The sequence below is a fragment of the Nostoc sp. genome (genome assembly GCF_036917135.1).
GTDB lineage: Bacteria > Cyanobacteriota > Cyanobacteriia > Cyanobacteriales > Nostocaceae > Nostoc.
On sequence record NZ_JBALEA010000057.1, the window covers coordinates 1 to 21,809 of the forward strand.

Sequence of the window (21,809 nt, forward strand, 5' to 3'; positions counted from 1 at the left end):
CCCCTCTCCACCGCACGATTATCATTTTCAATAAGACTATTTTGAGTATTTTAACTGATTGACAAAATGCACTTTATCTTAACCTCTCACTGATAAGTTATTCTCGTGACAACTCCTCAGCAAGTAGCTGTTGCAGATGTACGACGTAACATATATATGTTTCGCCAAGTCGGTGTTCCCGTCCTTGGCATCGTGGAAAATATGAGCTATTTAATTTGTGGTGATTGTGGCGCACGCACGCCAATTTTTGGCAGTGGTGGGGGCGAACAACTCGCAGCAGAATTACAAGCGCCACTCCTGGGGCAAATTCCCATTGATCCCAATATTTGTAGCGGTGGTGATACTGGAAATCCCATTGCAATCAGCGATCGCACTTCGCCTGCAAGTGAGGTTTTCATACAAATTGCCACTGCACTTGAGGCAACTTTTACTAAATAATTTCAAAGCTCTCCATTAATTTTACGCCTGATGATTTCCATCTGGACTTGCATATCATCTTGACAAACCCCTCCCTATACAGGCTAAGGCTTGCTCTGTTGTTGGCAAAATAAACGCCACTCACTACTAAATATAAATAAGGTGGGCATTGCCCACCCTACTACTACAACGGACGGTAGACGCGATAATTGATTTCGGGGAAGATATTATCCATTAACTCGACTTTTTCCAACCAACCACTGTCAATTTTGCCGATTTTCACGTCTTCATAGAGCTTATTAAACCGCATTAGGTGCGATCGCGTCCGTCTAACCGCATAGGGTACCATTGTTCCCGTTCGCATAATAAATGCCCAGTCAGAAGATTGTGCTAATAACAATTCCCGCGCTGCTTGGTTCAAGGCTTTCACCCCCAATTCATCCTCTGGTTCCAGGTGGGAAATTTCAATCATTCGTTCAGCAGCTTTGTGCAAATGCGGATAAATCCACGCGTTTGTTTCATTCAACCAATATTCGTGGAAACCCTTGAAACCCCAACTCGACTGCGAAGGACGACAGACTTGCTGAGTTGGCTGATCCCGCAAATAGTCTGCTAAATGGGTCATTTGATATGTTCCTTGGTCATACCACGACTTGCGGAATAAATAATCAATAAACCAAGGACCTTCATACCACCAATGTCCAAATAACTCTGCGTCATAAGGCGAAACGATAATTGGTGGTCGCTGCATTAGAGCATAAAGATTCTCAGATTGCCGCTCTCGGTTATACATAAAGTTAGCAGCGTGTTCTGCTGCCTTTTCCTTAGCCCAATACGGATCATACAGTGCTTTATCTGACAGCCCTAAGCCACGCCCCGTAATTTTGTGATACTTAATACCCGTATTTTTCCGTTGACCATTGGGCATAATATAGGGCTTGATGTACTCATATTCTGCTTCCCAGCCCAAATCTTTGTAAAATTCTCGATATTCCGCCGCCCCAGGATAGCCCACTTCCGAAGACCATACCTGTTGGGAAGATTCATGATCTCGACCAAAGACAGCAACACCTGTTTCGGTATAAATTGGGGCATAAGTGCCAAAACGCGGCCGAGGACGGGCGTAAAGAATGCCATGCCCATCAGTGAGGAAGTAACGTAACCCAGCATCGGCTAGCATCCGGTCTAAACCTTCGTAGTAGGCGCATTCCGGCAACCAAATGCCTCTGGGTGCTTGGCCAAAGTTTTGTTCGTAATGTTCGCAAGCTACCTGAATTTGCGCCCACACTGCTTCTGGATACATTTTCATCAACGGTAAATAGCCGTGGGTAGCGCCGCAAGTGATGATTTCCAGGTTGTTACTGTCTTGGAACTTCTTAAAAGCTGTCACCAAATCGCCGTCGTAGCTTTCCCATAGCTGACGCGCTTCGCTAAACTCAGTAGCGTAATGTTCGGCTAAATAACGAAGATGCCCATTATTGATATTATGTTTTGCTTCTAGTTGTATAAGTTCTTCTAGTTGGGCTAAGTGTGCTTCATAGCGTTTTTGAAGTAGAGGATCACGAAGCATCGACACTAGAGGTGGTGTCATACTCATCGTGATTTTAAAGTCGATACCGTCTCGCTTTAAGCCTTCAAATACTTTCAATAAGGGGATGTAGGTTTCTGTGATGGCTTCATAGAGCCATTCTTCCTCCAGCACGTAGTCACTTTCTGGGTGACGAACGAAGGGCAGATGTGCGTGGAGTACAAGCGCGACGTAGCCGATAGCCATAGTGATTTTTGGGGTGATACTTGTAAGTTGAAGGTCGAGAGTTTTGGCTGAAATTAACAATATTTTAAGACTTTATGGGGATCGTAAGAATAGTTTTCAATTGAGTTAAATTCAGTGCTTGTAGGGGCATAAGCATGTTCATTGGTGTCAAATTAACGTAGAAGTCAGGTAAGAGAAAGCGTTCCAGAGTTGTCCTCATCCCCTAACCCCGAATCCCAACATGGGATTCGGGGTTAGGGAATTTGCTCCCCTCTCCCATTTTGGGCAGAGCCGGGTGGTTTCATCCAAAGAAAGAAAAAACTGGCATTAATTCCTCTCACCATTTCAAAATCAGTGAACCTACAGTGAGGTTTAAGGGACTGACAAGAAATAAATTATCCATCTTGTGGGGGGGGGCAACATGAGCGCCCTAAATCTGGGACGGGTGGGGACACCCATCCCACAAGAAAATTTGGGATGTTTTTTTACTTGTCATATCAAAGCGGGATAATTAGTTATAATTCCCACAGTCATTGCACCCCGCCGGCGGGGTGGGGTTTTTCGGGTTTAGTAAGTATTCAAGCGGACATGATATCACGAAGAAGCGCCCAGACGCAGAGAGAAAGTTTATTCTTAAAAAATCCCCCCAACTTTCTGGAAACGACAGTTGGGAGGAGCAAGTTTTAACTAAACTGTATGGTTTTATGAAGAATAAGCATCCATTGGCAGACAAGAACAAACAAAATTCCGATCGCCAAAGGCTGCATCGATGCGGCCAACAGCCGGCCAGAATTTATACTCACGAGTCCAAGATGCAGGATAGGCAGCTTGTTCACGAGAATAAGAATGATGCCATTCTCCGGTGATGAGATTTTCAGCTGTGTGGGGTGCGTTCTTCAAAACATTATCTTGGATATCAACCTTACCAACTTCTATTTCGGCAATTTCTTGGCGAATAGAAATCAACGCATCACAGAAACGATCTAACTCTTGCTTAGATTCACTTTCTGTAGGTTCCACCATGATTGTACCCCCTACAGGCCAGGAGACAGTGGGCGCATGGAAACCATAATCTATGAGACGCTTGGCAACATCATCAATTTCGATCGCGGCTGATTTTTTTAGCGATCGCAAATCTAAAATACATTCATGGGCAACTAGACCATTTTTTCCCTGATACAAAACCGGATAGTACGATTCCAGTTTCTTGGCGATGTAGTTAGCGTTGAGAATCGCCACCTTAGTTGCATGGGTTAAACCATCTGCACCCATCATTGCAATGTACATCCAAGAAATCACCAAGATACTCGCACTACCCCAAGGCGCAGCCGCCACAGCACCAATATGCTGGGTACTAGGGATTAGGGATTGGGGATTGGGAATTTCCTCTTTCCTAGTCCCCAGTCCCCAGCGATGCACTGAGCTTGTCGTTGGCGCAGCCTCTCGTAGAGAAGTGTCCCCAGTCCCTACCACAGCATGTCCAGGTAGAAACGGCACAAGATGAGATGCAACGCCAATCGGTCCCATACCAGGACCACCGCCGCCATGAGGAATACAGAAGGTTTTGTGCAGATTCAAGTGACAGACATCGGCGCCAATATCTCCAGGACGGCAAATTCCCACTTGGGCGTTCATATTTGCCCCATCCATGTACACTTGTCCACCGTGACTATGAACAACAGCGCAGATTTCTTGAATTGGCTCCTCAAAGACACCGTGAGTTGAGGGATATGTCACCATTAAGGCGGCTAATTCATTACTATGTTTTTCTGCCTTACTCTTCAGGTCATCAACATCAATATTACCTTGTGAATCACAGGCAACAGCCACCACCTTCATCCCACACATCACCGCACTTGCCGGATTTGTCCCGTGTGCCGAAGTGGGAATCAAACAAACATTACGGTGTGCTTCACCCCGATTTTCGTGATATTGGCGAATCACCAAAAGTCCGGCGTATTCGCCCTGAGAACCAGCATTTGGTTGCAGAGAAATTCCGGCAAAACCAGTAATTTCAGCTAACCATGCTTCAAGTTGCTCAAACAGGATTTGATAACCTTGCGTTTGCGACGCTGGAGCAAATGGATGAATCTTGCCAAATTCCTCCCAACTCACCGGAATCATTTCAGCAGTTGCATTCAACTTCATTGTGCAAGAACCCAAGGGAATCATCGATGTAGTTAGCGACAAGTCCTTGCTTTCCAGCTTGTGCAAATATCGCAACAACTCAGTTTCTGAGTGATAGCGGTTAAATATAGGATGGGTGAGATAGGTACTGGTACGGACAAAGGTTGAGTTTTGTAGAGATGATTTGCGCCGTGCTGCAATTAAGTCGCCAATTTCTTTAAAACCGAAAAATAGACTATCAGGCGCTGCAAAAATCTCCAACAGCTCTATTAAATCATCTGCTGTAGTTGTTTCATCTAGAGAAATACCAACAGCAGTGTCATCAAAAATTCGGAGGTTAATATTCCTTGCTTGACAAGCTTCGAGAATTACTTCCAAGCTGCGTGTTCCCAACTCCACCCGCAGTGTATCAAAGAAATGTTCAAAACTAATTTTATAACCCAGATGCTTTAGTCCTGCTGCCAACATTAAAGTTAGCTGGTGGATATTCTCTGCAATTTGCTTCAGTCCAGCAGGCCCATGATACACGGCGTACATACTCGCCATTACCGCCAGTAGCACCTGTGCAGTACAGATATTACTAGTAGCTTTTTCGCGGCGGATATGCTGTTCGCGGGTTTGCAAAGCGAGACGCAATGCTGGCTTCCCTTGAGCATCTTTTGATACTCCCACAATTCGCCCTGGAACCAGCCGTTTATACTCTTCCTTCGTAGCGAAGTATGCTGCATGAGGTCCCCCAAACCCCAAGGGAATACCGAACCTCTGAGTGCTTCCTACAGCAATATCAGCGCCAAATTCCCCAGGAGGAGTTAGTAAAGTTAAACTTAAAGGGTCTGCTGCTACCGTCACCAATGCACCCTTAGCATGGGCTTTTTCGATAAAAGCGCGGTAGTCGTAAATGGTGCCATCACTTGCAGGGTATTGCAGAACAGCCCCAAAAATTGGTTGATCAAAATCAAATGTCTGATGATCGCCGACAATGATCTTAATCCCTAATGGTTTAGCGCGTGTTTGCAACACATCGATAGTTTGGGGATGGCAATTACCAGAGACAAAATAGGCATTTGCCTGATTTTTGGAGACACCATAGCTTAGGCTCATCGCTTCAGCTGCTGCTGTAGCTTCATCAAGTAAGGAAGCATTGGCAATTTCCAAACCTGTGAGGTCGATAATCAGGGTTTGAAAATTCAGCAACGCTTCTAGTCGTCCTTGGGCAATTTCTGGCTGATAAGGAGTGTAGGCAGTATACCAACCTGGATTTTCTAGGATGTTACGCCCAATCACAGGTGGGGTGATGCAGTCGTAATATCCCATACCAATGTATGAGCGGAAAACCTGATTTTTAGCAGCAACTTTTTTTAACGATGCCAGTGCTGCATACTCACTTTCTGCATCTGGTAACTTTAGTGGTTGCTTTAGCCGAATTGTCTGTGGAACTGTTTGGTCGATCAGGGCGTCCAGGCTGGGAAACCCCAAAACCTTAAGCATAAGGTGGATGTCATCGGAGTTGGGGCCAATGTGTCTTGGCACAAAACTACTTAATTTTTGACTTTTTTCGTCTAGCACTTGCTGCTCATTAGACTTAAGAATAGGGGCGTTCAATACCACAAATTACTCTCCAGATGGTAGTAATTAATATTCTGCAATAAATACTCTTAAACTGGGGGCTACTAGTCCACCAAGTCAACAATGCTTGGTTCGTAGTGAGCGCTAAAGCGCTCAAGTCAAGGACTAAAGTCCTTACTACGAACTTATTCATCCATCAAAGTTGGTCTGGTGGACTACTGGGAACTGGGGATTGGGAAGATATTGTTATAGGTGAACAAGAGTAATTGTTAGTTACCTCCCCCACTCACCTACTCCTCAGTATTCCCTACTCCCCTTCTACTTGGGCGCGATACTCATCTGCTGTCAAGGCATCCTCAACTTCCCCAGGGTCATTGATACGCACTTTCAAAAACCACCCTTCCCCGTAGGGGTCTTCTGACACTTCTTCGGGAGAACTAATTAAGGCTTCATTCCGTTCTATAACTGTGCCTGTTACTGGTGAATTCAGTTCCTCAACGGCTTTCACTGATTCAATTGTGCCAAAATTTTCTCCTCTAGTTAGAGCATCGCCAATTTCTGGTAGTTCCAAAAAGACGATATCACCCAATTCATGTACGGCAAATTCAGTAATGCCAATGGTGGCAATTTCACCATCGAGTCGCACGTATTCATGAGAATCCAAGTATCTGAAATCTTGAGGATATTCAAAAGACATATCACTTCCTCTCCCTTATTAAAAAAATCATTGCCCCAATAGTCATCCAAGCCATATCTGGTAATGAACCTGACTGTAGATTGAATAACTCACAACATATTATTCCTTAAAAACCTTGGCGCTTGTTAGTTGGCGACACGATTTTTTGACTGATAAAAGGGACGTTTAACTACAACTGCTGGATAAGCTTTGCCGCGAATTTCGACTTCTAGCTGCTGACCAACGCTTGCTAGCTGGCTGGGAACGTAGGCTAAGGCAACGGGATAACCCAGTGTAGGCGACAGGGTGCCACTGGTAACTTCTCCCACAAGTTTACCTGCGGATAATACTTGATAGCCGTGACGGGCAATGTTGCGTCCTTGGGTTTGCAAACCGACTAATCGGCGTTGCACTCCAGCAGCTTTTTGCTGTGCTAAAACGTCCCGTCCAATAAAATCGCCTTTGGTATCTAAGTGAACTAGCCACCCCAAACCCGCTTCTAAGGGGGTGGTGGTGTCATCAATATCTTGTCCGTAAAGTGCCATGGCGGCTTCTAGACGCAGGGTATCTCTGGCACCAAGTCCACAAGGGATGACACCAGCTTGATGGAGACTTCGCCACAATTCTACTCCTACATCTGGATCTACCATCACCTCAAAGCCATCTTCTCCGGTGTAACCTGTGCGGGCAAGGAAGGCAGGTTTGCCTAGTAGGGTTGCTTCCAAATGTCCAAAGGCTTTGATTGGTTGTAAGTCTTCTTGCACTAATGGCTGAAGATATTTAATCGCTTTTGGCCCTTGCACGGCAATTAAGGCTTTATCTGGTGAAAGGTCTTGGAATTGCAGGTTATCCAGGTCAAGGTGTTGCAATAGCCATGCTTTATCTTTATCGGAGGTTGCCGCATTGACTATGATGAATGCCTTCTGTATACCAGTGGTGTCTTCACTTTGGTAATAAACAATGATGTCGTCAATAATTCCGGCTTGGGGATTTAACAATACGGTGTATTGTGCTTGACCGGCTTGCAACCGACTCAAGTCGGAAGGTACTAGTGGCTGGAGTTGGGAAATGAGGTTTTTACCTTGGAGGGTAAATTTGCCCATGTGGGAAATATCGAACATTCCGGCTGTATTTCTGACAGCCTCGTGTTCGCGGCTAATTCCACTAAATTGCACGGGCATTTCCCAGCCGCCAAAGCTGGTAAAGCGGGCTTTGAGTTTTACACCGAGTTGATATAAAGGGGTTCGCGCCAAAGATTGGGCGTTGTCTTCTTGATTAGCCACAGATAATTATTTTGCGTAGATGCGGAGCAACTTGCCGTTAGGCATCGCACCTCAACATCTATCATCCTACGAGATGCTTTCTAGTTTTACAGTCCTGTGTGTCAAATTGGGGATTGGGGACTTGTACTGAGCGTAAGCAAGCTACGCGTAGCGTCTCGTAGAGAAGCCGAAGTATTGGGCATTGGGGATTAGTTATTCTTCCTCATCTCCTTTCTTCTCTTCTGTGAGGTTTAATGGTTAATGGTGGAATTGTTGAGATTTATTAAGAAGAGATTATGAAATATTGGCAACTGTTAGCTAGCTTTGTCTTAGCTATGGTTCTTTTTTTGTTTCCCCTATCGGCACAAGCTGCAAGTTCTTCCAGTATTACCCGTTCTGTGGGGAATGATGAACTTAAGGGTAAAGATTACTCTGGTCAAAGTTTAGTTGGGACTGAGTTTACCAATCTAAAATTAGAGAATGCTAATTTTAGCAATGCTGACTTACGTGGTGGCGTGTTTAACGGTACGTTATTGGAAGGAGTAAATCTGCATGGTGCTGATTTTAGTGAAGGTATAGCCTATCTCAGCAGGTTTAAGAATGCTGATTTAAGTGATGCTGTGTTGACTGATGCAATGATGCTGCGTTCTACTTTTGATGTCGTGGATATCACAGGTGCAGATTTTACGAATGCAATTTTAGATGGGATACAAGTGAAAAAGCTTTGTGTTAAGGCAAGTGGTGTGAATTCTAAAACTGGTGTGGATACTCGCAAGTCTTTAGGATGTAAGTAGACTCTCACCCCTTCTTCGCTGGTGGAGAGCAGGGTGGTTTCATACGAAAAAAGAAAAATACATAAGCCTTAATTTCTCATGTAAAACCATAGATTTTGACCCCTCTCCAAACCTCTCCCCCTGTGGGGGAGAGGCTTTGAAACTTTTTCTCTGGTTGTATGAAACCACCCTGCTTCTTCGCTGGTGGAGAGGGGGATCTAAAACGTTTTGCTACCAAGAAAAGGACTTTTCAAACAACCTCTAAGACGCAGCAGAGATTAACTGACCAATACCCTTGAGAATTTGCAAAACGGCGTACAATTCCTTCGCGGATACAAAGGGAGCAAACACCCTTGACAAATCGTACTGTGGTGTATTGGTTTGCGTCACTTTCACAAATAAAATATCGTCTCCATTCGTTACGATCCCAAACACAGGTTTACTGGGGTTGGGGTTAGCTATCATATAAGCTAGGGCTTGCGGTACAGCCGACCAAACTGACAGTGTGGTTTTTTTCGACTCCAACACCATTACCCATAACTGGTCTTGTAGCACTAAAACGTCAATCCGTCCGCGCAGTATCTCCTCGCCATCATCCAGCACGACTTCCACGGATGATTCAGCCTTAATTCTGAAAGGAGGATCGTAAAATCCTGAGAGTGCAAGTATTGGTGACACCAACAACAATATAACTGTCCCTTCTAGTAAATCACCTCCGGCACGGTGATAAAGATACCTACGCCGCACAACATCCACAGAGGCTTTTTCGGCTTCCGTAATTTCAGACAATCCCTCATACCACTCTGGGAAAAATTGCTCGTCTTCAACACGGACAAAACCGAATCGATTTTCTGCATCCTGAAGAGTGGTAATCGCCTCTGTGATTGCTGTCGTTTGTGTCATTGCTTCTAGGTAAAAATTGGTTTAATACATTATCAACATCAGCGCATCTTTATATCCCCAATTGACGCCATCGCATTCTATTATAGACATCTCCGAAAAAGAATTTGACGTAGCAGTGCTACGTCAAAACAAGGGTTATGGGTAACGCATATTTAATTTCTGGAGATGTCTTATGATCATAAAATTCTAAATTCCTCCTCAAGGACACTGCAAAAACACCCTTGGGAGGATGGCGCTATTGAGTAAATCAGTATCCAATATATCAGGGACTAAGCAACATCCCCTACAAGGAGACTGATTGGATGAATTTGCAAGCAATATGGAAGTTATTCCAAGAGACATTCAAAGAATGGAGTGAGGATAAAGCCTCACGGTTAGCGGCGGCGTTAGCTTATTACACGATTTTTTCGATTGCACCATTGCTAATTATTGTAATTGCGATCGCAGGTGCAGTATTTGGCGAAGAAGCCGCAAGGGGTCAAATCGTCGGACAAATTCAAGGTTTAGTCGGGATAGATGGCGCAAAGTTCCTGGAAACAGCCATCAAAAACGCTAACAAACCACAAACAGGTGCGATCGCTTCGATCATTAGTGTTGTAGTTCTGCTATTGGGTGCGACAGGCTTATTTACTGAGTTGCAAGATGCTATGAATACGATTTGGGAAGTCAAACCCAAACCCGGACGTAGCATAAATAACATGATTCGCCTACGCTTTTTGTCCTTTGCAATGGTAATCGGCATTGGCTTTTTACTTTTAGTTTCTCTAGTAATTAGTACAGCATTAGCAACATTAGTAACCTACTTTAGCAACTTGTTACCAGGTGTAGATTTCATCTGGCAAATTGTCAATTTCATCCTCTCTTTTGCTATAACCACACTGCTATTCGGACTAATTTTTAAAGTTCTACCAGATGTCAAAATTGCTTGGAGTGATGTTTTAGTTGGAGCAGCTCTCACCTCAGTTTTGTTTTCTATTGGGAGATTTTTATTAGGACAATATTTAGGTAATGGCAGTTTTGGATCAACCTATGGTGCTGCTGGTTCCCTCGTGGTAATTTTAGCTTGGGTTAACTATGCCGCACAGATTCTTTTCTTCGGTGCAGAGTTTACCCAAGTTTATGCCAGAAGGTATGGAAGCGGCATAGTCCCAACTAAAAATGCTATACCTTTATCTGATAACACAAAATATAATGGCAAGGCTCCAACGGGACAAGCATCCACTAATAAAAAGCCATATTCTCACTTTATTAATCGCTTTTTCCAGTATTTTAGGAAGCCCAAGCGCTTAAAACAGAGAAGAAAAAATCAGCGATTTTAATCCTTGATTATCTGTATTTAGAAATAATCTTATACTGGATTTTTTCTAGAATTATATGTAAAAAGCGAGAAAATCAGTGCTAATGGAAAAATGGTTTTTTATCAATTGGCAAGCAATTTTTGTTCCTAGCATCAGCATCTTTGAGTTGATTATCCGTGGAACGCTTGTCTACTTAGCGCTATTTTCAGTGCTACGCCTGCTTCCTAGCCGACAACTCGGAACACTAGGAATAACTGATTTACTCGTCGTTGTCCTATTTGCTGAAGCGGCTCAAAATGCTATGGCAAGTAATTACACATCGATTACTGAAGGCGCTATCCTGGTAGGAACAGTGATTTTTTGGAGTTACTTGCTGAACTGGTTGGGCTACAAACTTCCCCAGTTCCAACGTTTCCTGAATCCGCCACCTCTGCTATTGATAAAAAATGGTCGGATGATTGAGCGCCATCTGCAACGAGAGTTAATTACAGATGATGAGTTGATGAGCAAGTTACGTCAGCAAGGTGTAGAATTTTTAGCTGATGTGAAGTTGGCATATATGGAATCTGACGGCAGGATTAGTATCATCACGTCAGATTCAAAAACTCCTTCCGTCCCTGAGCAAAAAATAGCGTTAAAAAACGATCTACATTAATTAGACTGTAAAATATGACGGTTGTATTCTGTGCCTAATTGTGATTGAGCGCTATACTTTGCCCGAAATGGCTAACCTCTGGAGTGAAGCCTATAAACTAAAAACTTGGCTGGAAGTCGAAATTGCTGTTTGTGAGGCTCAAGCTGAACTTGGTTACATTCCATCTGAAGCCGTTGAAGAAATTAAAGCCAAGGCAGATTTTGACCCAAAGCGGGTACTGGAAATTGAGGCTGTAGTCCGCCATGATGTCATTGCTTTCTTGACAAATGTCAATGAATATGTAGGTGATGCCGGACGCTATATTCACCTGGGTTTAACTAGTTCGGATGTTTTGGATACGGCTTTAGCACTGCAATTAGTTGCCAGCCTAGATATATTATTGCAGCGTCTGGAAGATTTGATTGAGGTAATTCGCCAAAAAGCACGGGAACATCGTCATACAGTGATGGCTGGCCGATCACATGGTATTCACGCTGAACCGATTACTTTTGGTTTCAAACTAGCTGGTTGGTTAGCAGAAGTGTTGCGACACCAAGAACGCCTGATAATACTCCGCCAAACCATTGCTGTGGGTAAAATTTCTGGTGCTGTGGGAACCTATGCCAATGTTGAACCCCGTATAGAAGCGATCGCTTGCCAGAAACTTGGACTCAAACCCGATATAGCCTCAACCCAAGTTATTTCCCGCGATCGCCACGCCGACTACGTGCAACAATTAGCTTTGGTAGCGGCATCCATCGAACGCTTTGCTGTAGAAATTCGCAATCTCCAAAAAACAGACATTTTGGAAGTTGAAGAATTTTTCGCCAAAGGTCAAAAAGGCTCCTCAGCCATGCCACACAAGCGCAACCCCATCCGTTCGGAACGACTGACGGGAATGGCGCGACTCGTCAGAAGTCATGCCGGTGCAGCTTTAGAAGACGTTGCTTTATGGCACGAGCGGGATATTTCCCACAGTTCTGTAGAACGGGTGATTTTGCCAGATGCTTGCACTTTGACACATTTTATGTTAATAGAAATAACCGACTTGGTGAAAAACCTCTTGGTCTATCCTGAGAACATGAAACGGAATCTCAACTGTTATGGCGGCGTTGTTTTCAGCCAAAAAGTGCTACTGGCTTTAATCGACAAGGGAAGCAACCGAGAAGAAGCTTATGCGATCGTCCAAGAAAGCGCACACGCTGCTTGGAACAAGCCAGAAGGCAACTTCCAGGACTTAATTAGCAAAGACCCACGTGTTACCCAAAAGTTGTCTCCAGCAGAACTAGAGGTTTGTTTTGACCCCCAGCAACATCTCCGGCATTTAGAAGAAGTTTACCAAAGATTAGGAATTTAGGATTAATTTGCTTGTAGTGAGCGCTTGAGCGCTTACTACTAACTTGTTAACCAAAAAATACGCAGATATTATCAAAAAATATATATAAAGATACCAACAACATTTAGTATTGCATTGCTAAAGAGTAAATGTTTAATGCTGGAATTATTCTTTGCACTGGGTAGTATAAATAACAGATATCTACTTATTTATTAGCGCTGCGAGTGCTTTGATGATTGAAATCCTAGCCACACTTTCTGCATCTGCGGCAGCAGGAATGAGAATAGGCATACCTTTGCTGATTATTGGACTATTGCAGGGTAGTAACTTGTGGTCACAAGTTCCAATTTTATCCCACATTTCTCCACCAATATTATTAGGCTGCCTCACCAGTTGGTCGTTAATTGAATTATTCGGCTCAAAAAAGCTATGGGGGCAAAGATCGCTCCAACTAGTTCAGTTATTCATGTCTCCCATCGCGGGCGCAATTATGGGGTTAGCAGTAGCTAACGCAACAGCAACGCCAAACTGGTTGATTGCCTTAATTGGGGGTTTGTTAGCTTTGGTACTCCAGCTAGTCCAAGTTGGTTGGTTCTATCGGTTACGTGGCTTACCATTGTGGGCAGTCTTTCTTCAAGATACCTTATGCGTTGCTCTAGTACTTTTTGCCTTTGGCGCTCCCTGGCAAGGAGGATTAATTGCTTTAATACTGCTTTGGTTTGCAGTTCGTAGTGCTAAACAGTGGTATGACTGGTATCGAGGGTGATTGGGGACTGGGGATGAGGGACTGGGGACTGGGTACTGGGGACTAGAGATTGGGGACTAGGGATTGGGGATTTTCTTCCCTTACCTCTCCTGCTCCCTCTCCGTCTTTCCTAGTACCCAGTACCAGTAGCCAATCCCCAGTCCCCAGTACCCAGTACCCAGTACCCAGTACCCAGTACCCAGTACCCAGTACCCAGTACCCAGTAACCTTTATTGCAAAATTCCAATCATGTGCAAAAAGCCGTGACCGGTAATCAACTCGATAATTAAGGCAATAAAACCGAGCATAGCAATCCGACCATTCCAAACTTCAGCGCTAGTTGTCAGACCCCATTCCCAACGCTCTTGAGGGTACATTTTCACCCTTTTTTTCATTTGGGCAGCTTGCGAAAGCTCTAAACTGGGGTTTTTCAGCGCATCAATCACTAATTCGGCAAGGGCATTAATAAATACTGGATGGGTGTTGGGAGCAGGTACGCGGCGGAAGTTGTGAATTCCTGATTCTTCGGCTACTTCCCGATACTCAATATCAATTTCTTGTAGTGTCTCAATATGCTCTGAGACAAAACTGATTGGCACCACAACCAAATCTTTCACACCTTGTGCGCCTAGTTCTTTCAGGGCATCTTCAGTATAGGGTTGGAGCCATTCTACTGGACCAACACGACTTTGGTAAGCTAGGGTGTGAGCATTGGGTCGATTGAGGGTCTGCATAATCAGAGCAGTACATTCCTCAATTTCTTGCTGGTAAGGGTCGCCGGCTTCTTCAACGTAGCTTTTAGGAACGCCGTGAGCGCTGAAGAATATATGAACCTCATCGGGGTTAGGATACTGTCCAAGTTCCTGGGCTATGAGTTCCGCTATTGCTTGGAGGTAGCCTGGTTGTTTGTACCAAGAAGGAATGACAGTGTAATCAATAGGTTGAAGTTTTGGATTTTCTTGCCACAGCTTTTCTATCAGCCGAAAACTAGAGCCACTGGTACTGATGGAAAATTGGGGATATAGTGGTAGTATTACCAGGTGTTCGATATTATCTTGGGTAATCTGTGCGATCGCTTCTTCTGTATAGGGATGCCAATAACGCATTCCCACGTACATACTAGCTTCTTGCCCCAAATAAGCCAATTGTTCTTTTAAAGCTTCGCCTTGCGCTTCTGTAATCCGCCGCAGTGGAGAACCACCACCGATTTGCTTATAATTTTCTTGAGATGTTCTGGTTCGCCGCGTGGCAATAAACCAGGCTACGGGCTTTTGCAACCAGCGAAATGGTAGGCGAATAATTTCCGGATCGGAAAATAGATTGTACAAAAACAGCCCGACATCCTCTAGCTTATCGGGACCACCGAGATTGAGTAATAAGACGCCTACACGACCCATAGCAGTTACTTTCCCCCAATCTTTTCAGGTTTTTTACTAATGTTAACAATATATCTTTATTAAATATAAAGCTTAATAGCAAGGAAATATGCAATGGCAACAATTTTAAGGGATTGGAGTTACCGATATCAGTGGTTGTATGATGGTATCTCCCGTTTAGCAGCCTTAAGTGTAGGTGGTGAAGCCCGTTTTCGGCAACTTGCTTTACAAGGCTTAATAATTGACTCAGATACTCAAGTTTTAGATTTATGTTGCGGCAGTGGTCAAACGACAGAATTTTTGGTAAAGTCTTCACAAAATGTAACAGGATTAGATGCTTCACCCAAGTCTTTGCAACGGGCGCGGCAAAATGTACCATTAGCTTCTTATGTGGAAGCTTTTGCCGAAGATATGCCATTTGCAGATAATCTGTTTGATGTGGTGCATACAAGCGTTGCATTACACGAGATGCAGCCTCAGCAATTACGAAAAATTATTAATGAAGTTTATCGGGTGCTGAAGCCAGGAGGGGTATTTACACTGGTGGATTTTCACGCTCCGACAAATCCGATATTTTGGCCTGGGGTATCAGTATTTTTGTTGTTGTTTGAGACAGAAACAGCTTGGGAATTGTTGAAAACTGATTTGGCTAAGTTGTTAAGTGAGACTGGGTTTGAAGTGGTTAAGCCAACTTTATATGCAGGTGGTAGTTTGCAAGTGATACAGGCGAAGAAGTGAAGGATAATTTGGGGAGCATCTCAGTTTTGCAAATGTACCCTAAATCTACCCCCCTTAGTCCCCCTTTATAAAGGGGGGAAACCAGAAATCTAGTTCCCTCACGCCACTTATAAAGGTGTTTGGCTAGAAGCTGCCTTATAAAGGGGGGAAACCAGAAATCTAGTTCCCTCACACCACTTGCTACAACGGGGGGAACCCCCGCAACGCAGTGGCTCCCCAATATATCGGGGAGGGTTAGGGTGGGGTAAAACTTACGCCGAAACTGTGCAAGTGGTAATTGTTATATTGAAATAATAGCTGTTTGCAATGGAGTGAAGTACAGACTCTCGTAGGGATACAAGTATGCTGTGTCCTTATCTGTACACCTAATTCTAATGAAAAATACTAGAAGAAATGAAATTTTGAGGTTGATAGATATGACACAGGAATTAATAGACCTCAGAACTTGTATCCAGGAAGGACGTTATGCAGATGCCTTAGCAATTGTAGATGAATTAGAAGGCATGAGTAAACAAGCTATTCTGCGAAATATCCAAGCTTATTTAAAGATTCTGCTGATTCATTTGATTAAGAACCAAGTAGAACAACGATTAACTGGTTCATGGGCAAATTCTATTCGTAATTCCATCCGAGAAATTAAAAAGCTGAATATCAAAGATAATAAAACCTCTTATTATATTAATTTAGGCGAATGGCAAAATTTGATAGAAGAGGAAGTGATTGAAGATGCGATCGCAGATGCGAGTGAGGAAGCGATGAACGGCAAATTTACTCGCTCTCAGTTGTCGGCGATGCTAGATAAAAACCAGATTTTAACTACAGCAAGTAGTTTACTAGCTTTAACATATACTTATTCGCCAAAGGAATTACCAGCGATTATGGATGATTATCTTAGTCAGTTAGCTGGTGGAGAAGATTGGATAAATCGAGAAAAATAAAGCGATGGCTCAGAGACTTCCAAGTCTATTTTGCTATTTTAAATTTATAAGTAAAATACAATTTTACTTGAAGTTTGTCAATTGCCTAAAATAAAATATTTAGACAGTTTAAGGAGAAATTAAATAATTCGTAATTAAGTTTTGTAACGGTTTTAAATCCTGTGAAAAACTACTTTTAGATAGCGATCGCTCTTTCTCTACAGGCGAAAACTTAGGTAGCAAACAAAGCCAATATTGCAGTAAACTGATTGGTAAACCGTAGTATTCGCATTATAGTACTGTACGGATAAGCAACAATCAAGTCTTCGTCAATTTAAGGTAGAGATGATGCAAGAAGTAACTCGCCGCAAATTTATTGCAACAGCCAGTCTAGCGACGGGTTTTGCCCTCGCAGTACAACCAATTTCTGCCGAAGCGATCACCACCGATGCTAAGGGGTTAGTAGCTGGTGCGGTGAAAATTCCCGTCAAAGATGGCGAAATCCCTGCTTACAGAGCCGCACCTGCTCGTGGTGAGAACTTCCCCATCGTCCTGGTAATTCAAGAAATCTTTGGTGTACATGAGCATATTCAGGATATCACTCGTCGCTTTGCCCACTTGGGGTATTTAGCGATCGCACCCGAATTATTCATCCGTCAAGGCGATGTCTCAAAGTTAAGTAGCATAGACGAAATTCGCCCAATTGTTGCCAAAGTTCCTGATGCCCAGGTGTTATCTGATCTTGATGCTACAGTAAACTGGGCAAAGAAATCAGCTAAGGGTAATGGCAATAAGTTAGGAATTACAGGCTTTTGTTGGGGCGGTCGCATTACCTGGTTATATGCAGCACACAATCCCCACGTTAAAGCAGGTGTAGCCTGGTACGGGCGACTCGTGGGCGATGCTACCGAACTTCAGCCGAAGTATCCCATCGATATTGCATCAGCGCTGACAGTCCCGATTCTCGGACTCTATGGTGGCAAAGATACGGGGATTCCCGTAGATACAGTAGAACAGATGCGCGTAGGCTTAAAGTCCAGCAGCAGCAAATCTGAAATCATCGTCTACCCCGATGCACCCCACGCATTTTTTGCCGATTATCGCCCCTCCTACCGCGAAAAAGAAGCCAAAGAAGGTTGGAAACGTCTTTTGGCATGGTTTAAGCAGCATGGCGTGTAGTATGGGATGAGGCAAATACAGACCTAACCCCCAGCCCCTTCCCTACAAGGGAAGGGGAGTAAAATTCAAAACCTCTTTTCCTTTCTCTGTGTTCTCTGTGCCTCTGTGGTTCGTTTATTTGGATAATTTATTTCTTGGAAGTCCCATATATGCCAATACAGTTCAGTTAAGGCGAAAACTCTTTATCAAAGTCAATTTTTTTAACGAACCGCAGAGGCACAGAGGAAACAGAGAGAAGAAAAAAATGCTTAACTGAACCGTATTGCCATATATGCAAAACATAGAAAAGCCCCCCATAACGGGAGGCTGAAAATTTAGCGGAGAAAACTTGTGAGACTACGCCGTAATCACAGCGATCGCTCCTCCGAATGCTGAGAAAATCGCGGAGACGAATGCTGTGGCAAAGAGCCACCAAGCGGCTGTAGCTGCGGCTTTGCGGGTTTCTTCTGCTTGCCGTTGTGCCTGAATTTTCACCTCTTCTAGGCGGCGTTGGGCTTCGTGCTGTATGCGTTCTGCACGTTGCAATACTGTGTTGCGTGCCCGTTCAATTTGGTCGATGATCCGGTTGGCATCTTCCTCGGAGATGTCCTCACGAGAACTCATAATTGCCACTAGGGTATCACGATCAAAAGAGGAGAGGCGATCGCGTAGGGCATCAAACCCCGCCTGGGGATCGTCAAAAAATGTGCGAACATCACGCTTGATGTTGTCATAGTTGAGTTCTGGGCGATCCAGGGAGTTGAGATAGTTACGGATGCGGGCAAAAACCCCGTCAATTGCATCTTGAATGCCTCGTTGGATGCTCCGTACTTGTTCGACAAATTGATCCCTTACGGATACCATGTTATCGGCAATCCGCGCCGCTTCTTCATCAGAAATATCTTCCCGAATTTTCAGCAGGGCGATGATCGTAGAACGATCAAAATGGGAAAGGCGATCGCTAAAACTTTCTACGCCCACTCGCGGATCGTGCAACAATAATTGCAAGTCGCGTTTGATACCTTCGGGATTTAGTTCTTCCTTACCAGTTTGGCGCAAATACTCTTCTAGATAACCTTTAAATGTTTCCATTCTTTGCTGGGTACGGCTAGCTAGGCGACGAGGCGCACGTACAAAGTTACGAATGGAAGTTTGGGTGGAATCAATGATTTCATTGACTTGTTGTTCACTCAAGTCTTGACGTTGACTGAGTAATTTCACCAGTGTATCCCTGTCTACCTGGGACAACCGACGGCGCAGTGCGACGGCTCCCTCTTGGGGATTTTCAAACAATTTGGTCAAATCTCGTTGAATACCTTCTGGATTCAGTTCTTGTTTCCCAGTATTCCGCAGATAATCTGCGATCGTGGTGGTAACAGAGTCATATTGCTCTTTAGCTTTATCCACTACAGCTTGGGGTGTGTGGCGAATATTATGCCATGACTCCTCAGTAGCATTGATGATTTGATTAACTTGGTCTTCACTCAAATCTTCGCGCTGACTCAACAATTGCACCAAGGTATCACGGTCAAAGCGAGATAACCGCGCCCGAATTGAGCTAATTCCAGCTTGGGGATCTTCCAGTAACTTTTTGAAGTCGGCGCGGATGGCATCAGGATTCAATTCTGATTTTCCGGTGTTACGCAGATATGATTCTACATTCAACCACAGGGTTTCTGCTTGATATTGTGCTTGTTCAGCTAGTCCTTTGGATTCTACCAAGACGCGATCGCGTTGTTTTTCCAATTCGTCGAGAATGCTGTCTACTTCATATAGCTGGACATCATTACGTTGCAGCAATATCTCCCGAATTTCCTGACGTTCAATGTGCGCCAATCGCAATGTCAGGGTTTCATAATCTGCGTCTGAGTCTTGCAACAGTGGTTTAAAATTCTTCTCAATGCCTTCGGCTGTCAAATCTGCCTTGGAAGTCACCAGCAAATAACTTTCTACAGCGCGTTGCAAGTCTTGGACTATCTCTCTTTCTTCGATCGCTCTCACTGTCACCAGCACTTCTTGGCGGACAAGTTCTAGCTGATTTGCAATGCGCTCAATTTGACCTTGAGTAAGCAATCCTCGTTGTTGCAAAATTTTGGCGAAATCATTGCGGGATAGGCGTTCTAGTTCCCTGCGGACGATTCCAGGGTCGGCGGCTGGGTCGTAGATGACATCATGAAATTCATCGGCAATTTTTTCTGTACTCAGTTGCCAAGCATAAGTATTGTACAGGTAGTTTTCCACATCAGCCCGAATTGGACTATAGGGTTGTGATGGTGTTGGCAACCCTAGCTTATCTGCTTGTTCGGTGACTTTATCTTTAGCGGTGGTGAGACTACCCAAGATTTTTTCCACATCCAAATCAGACAAATCTGTGCGTCCCAACACAATGCCGGTTAAGGCAGATAATCCCTGCTGGAGTGTACTTTGAATTGGCCCGGTAGCTGGCTTTTGGTCAGAACCTTTAGAATCACGCTTTTCTGCTAATAACCGCTCCAGCTTGGCGTTGAGTTCATCTGTTTTGTTTTGTCCGGGTGGGAGTGATTTGAGATAATCCATTAACTCACCCAAACGATCTTCCGTGGGTGGTTGTTGACTTACTACTTGCTGCCAAACTTTATACAAGGTATCAGCAATGCGGGTAACGTCTTTTTTGGAAAGATCGGTACGACTGCTGACTAACTCGATGAACTTCTGGCGATCGATGTTGCGGATATCTGGAGTCCCAGCGATCGCTTTTAATTGCGGATCGTTGAGTAAATTTTCAAAATCACTCCGAATTTTCGACACATCTAACTCTGGAGGACGGATTTTTTCTAAGTAATCTTCAATGTTCTCCCGGATACTCCCAGGGTCGATGGCGCTTCCTAGTTCTCGACGGATAGCGGCGGCGGCGGCTTCAGCTGTGGCGACTACTTGGTTATTGACAGCTTTCGCGCCGAGGGCGGCGGTAGCAGTCCCCATAATCGCCTGAAAGCCGGATGTTGCCGTATTGACGACTGAGCCAACTAAGGAGCCGACTGTGGTGGAACTTACCCAAACGAGGAGCAAAAAGTAAGCACCCCAAATCACCAAACCGAGAATTGCTCCTTTCCCTGGATCTGAAAATAACAGGCTTAATTTTACTGCGAGGAAAGTGGCGATTAAAAGTGCGATCGTCACCGTGACTAATGTCCAAATTCCTACTGCTGTGCCGATTTTGCGAATCGTACCGCCGAAACTTTCGACTTCCCCATTATCTGAATTCGAGTCAGATGAATGCCCCAGATAGGAAATACCGGCTGCAAGGGAGAGATTAGTTAGAACTAATTGGAAAGCAAAGGCTAGAATCACACCGGAGATTAAAGCCACAAAAAAGCGCGGCCCGGAAGTGAGAACCGATGCCTGTGCTGGTGTGATGTTTGAGGCATCTACTTGAGTCTGTGCCACCCACAATAGGGGTTTGTATAGTCCCAGCATGATTTCCGTACTTTGGAACATTGGATTTCCTTCTACTAAGTTTAAATTTGGGGGAATTAAGAATTTCTTGAGAAGCAACTCTTAGTATTTATGTTTTTACCTATGGCAATACCTAACCGTTTAGATCAGAATCGTAGAATTTACCTGTTTAAAGCATCTCTCCAAAGGCTGAAACCCTGATATGCGGAAGATATAACTTTTACTATCTTTTGGTGAAAAGCTTAATTAAATTGATACTTAAGATTAAGTCTGTACCCTTTATTTTTAATTTTTAATTGCTTGTTTATAGCGATTTATCAAAACTTAATTTCATATAGGAATCCTATTTTATTTTCGGGAGCATCCCAATTTTGCCAAAAGGCATAAGACTAGCAGAAAAACCCTGTACCAACCTCTTTCCTTGGCGGTTCGTTATTTCATTATTGGCCTAAGCCAAAATCCCGGATAAAAATAAACTTGCACATTTGGGATGCTCCCCAATACGGTTCAGTTACAGCAGTTTTCATGTATTTGAACCACATCTGTCGTAAGGGCACAGCATTGCTGTGCCCCTACCGCGTGGTCTATTTACCTGAAAATAGCTGTAAGCATTTTTTTCTTCTCTCTGTTCCCTCTGTGCCTCTGCGGTACCCTGCGGGAAGCCGTTCGCGTAGCGTCTCGTAGAGAAGCGTCTA

The 21,809-nt window shown here is 44.1% G+C and carries 16 protein-coding genes; 9 read left to right on the plus strand and 7 right to left on the minus strand.

Annotation, left to right across the window (positions count from 1 at the left end; genetic code table 11):
• Positions 1-105 precede the first annotated feature (105 nt).
• A complete protein-coding gene (locus V7K50_RS16120) occupies positions 106-438 on the plus strand; it encodes a P-loop NTPase (RefSeq protein WP_334961645.1) in 333 nt (110 codons plus the stop codon).
• 163 nt (positions 439-601) lie between these two features.
• Here the strand turns inward: V7K50_RS16120 and V7K50_RS16125 are convergent, their stop codons facing one another.
• The 4 genes from V7K50_RS16125 to gcvT form a co-directional block, all read right to left on the minus strand.
• Positions 602-2,191: a glycoside hydrolase family 57 protein gene (locus V7K50_RS16125; protein WP_334961647.1), complete on the minus strand. Its 1,590-nt coding sequence runs from the start codon at positions 2,189-2,191 to the stop codon at positions 602-604.
• 681 nt (positions 2,192-2,872) lie between these two features.
• Entirely contained in the window at positions 2,873-5,905 is a 3,033-nt protein-coding gene (gcvP, locus tag V7K50_RS16130) for an aminomethyl-transferring glycine dehydrogenase (RefSeq protein WP_334961649.1), read from the minus strand.
• Positions 5,906-6,170: 265 nt separating this feature from the next.
• Complete coding sequence (gene gcvH / locus V7K50_RS16135) at positions 6,171-6,560, minus strand: glycine cleavage system protein GcvH (protein ID WP_334802402.1); 390 nt, start codon at positions 6,558-6,560, stop codon at positions 6,171-6,173.
• A gap of 125 nt (positions 6,561-6,685) precedes the next feature.
• Positions 6,686-7,822, minus strand: coding sequence for a glycine cleavage system aminomethyltransferase GcvT (gene gcvT / locus V7K50_RS16140; RefSeq protein ID WP_334961651.1), 1,137 nt, complete (start codon positions 7,820-7,822; stop codon positions 6,686-6,688).
• Positions 7,823-8,097: 275 nt separating this feature from the next.
• Here gcvT and V7K50_RS16145 point away from each other — a divergent pair, with 275 nt between their 5' ends.
• Entirely contained in the window at positions 8,098-8,595 is a 498-nt protein-coding gene (locus V7K50_RS16145; RefSeq protein WP_334961653.1) for a pentapeptide repeat-containing protein, read from the plus strand.
• A 240-nt stretch (positions 8,596-8,835) separates the two neighbouring features.
• On the opposite strand, the gene V7K50_RS16150 is transcribed toward V7K50_RS16145, so the two are convergent.
• On the minus strand, positions 8,836-9,477 hold the full coding sequence (locus V7K50_RS16150; RefSeq protein ID WP_334961655.1) for a type I restriction endonuclease: 642 nt from the start codon (positions 9,475-9,477) through the stop codon (positions 8,836-8,838).
• A 302-nt stretch (positions 9,478-9,779) separates the two neighbouring features.
• On the opposite strand from V7K50_RS16150, the gene V7K50_RS16155 reads away from it, so the two are divergent.
• The 4 genes from V7K50_RS16155 (at position 9,780) to V7K50_RS16170 (ending at position 13,511) form a co-directional block, all read left to right on the plus strand.
• On the plus strand, positions 9,780-10,796 hold the full coding sequence (locus V7K50_RS16155; protein WP_334961656.1) for a YihY/virulence factor BrkB family protein: 1,017 nt from the start codon (positions 9,780-9,782) through the stop codon (positions 10,794-10,796).
• An 82-nt stretch (positions 10,797-10,878) separates the two neighbouring features.
• Positions 10,879-11,430, plus strand: coding sequence for a DUF421 domain-containing protein (locus V7K50_RS16160; RefSeq protein ID WP_334961658.1), 552 nt, complete (start codon positions 10,879-10,881; stop codon positions 11,428-11,430).
• A gap of 40 nt (positions 11,431-11,470) precedes the next feature.
• Positions 11,471-12,766: an adenylosuccinate lyase gene (purB, locus tag V7K50_RS16165; RefSeq protein WP_334961660.1), complete on the plus strand. Its 1,296-nt coding sequence runs from the start codon at positions 11,471-11,473 to the stop codon at positions 12,764-12,766.
• 211 nt (positions 12,767-12,977) lie between these two features.
• Positions 12,978-13,511: a DUF4126 domain-containing protein gene (locus V7K50_RS16170; RefSeq protein WP_334961662.1), complete on the plus strand. Its 534-nt coding sequence runs from the start codon at positions 12,978-12,980 to the stop codon at positions 13,509-13,511.
• Positions 13,512-13,720: 209 nt separating this feature from the next.
• On the opposite strand, the gene hemH is transcribed toward V7K50_RS16170, so the two are convergent.
• Positions 13,721-14,887, minus strand: coding sequence for a ferrochelatase (hemH, locus tag V7K50_RS16175; RefSeq protein ID WP_334961664.1), 1,167 nt, complete (start codon positions 14,885-14,887; stop codon positions 13,721-13,723).
• A gap of 93 nt (positions 14,888-14,980) precedes the next feature.
• Here hemH and V7K50_RS16180 point away from each other — a divergent pair, with 93 nt between their 5' ends.
• From V7K50_RS16180 to V7K50_RS16190, 3 genes are all read left to right on the plus strand, one after another.
• Complete coding sequence (locus V7K50_RS16180; RefSeq protein WP_334961666.1) at positions 14,981-15,604, plus strand: class I SAM-dependent methyltransferase; 624 nt, start codon at positions 14,981-14,983, stop codon at positions 15,602-15,604.
• A gap of 416 nt (positions 15,605-16,020) precedes the next feature.
• A complete protein-coding gene (locus V7K50_RS16185; protein WP_334961668.1) occupies positions 16,021-16,542 on the plus strand; it encodes a DUF29 family protein in 522 nt (173 codons plus the stop codon).
• Between the two features lie 327 nt (positions 16,543-16,869).
• Positions 16,870-17,700, plus strand: a complete 831-nt coding sequence (locus V7K50_RS16190; protein WP_334962013.1) for a dienelactone hydrolase family protein — start codon at positions 16,870-16,872, stop codon at positions 17,698-17,700.
• A gap of 336 nt (positions 17,701-18,036) precedes the next feature.
• On the opposite strand, the gene V7K50_RS16195 is transcribed toward V7K50_RS16190, so the two are convergent.
• On the minus strand, positions 18,037-21,156 hold the full coding sequence (locus V7K50_RS16195) for an MFS transporter (RefSeq protein WP_334961670.1): 3,120 nt from the start codon (positions 21,154-21,156) through the stop codon (positions 18,037-18,039).
• Positions 21,157-21,809: the final 653 nt, after the last annotated feature.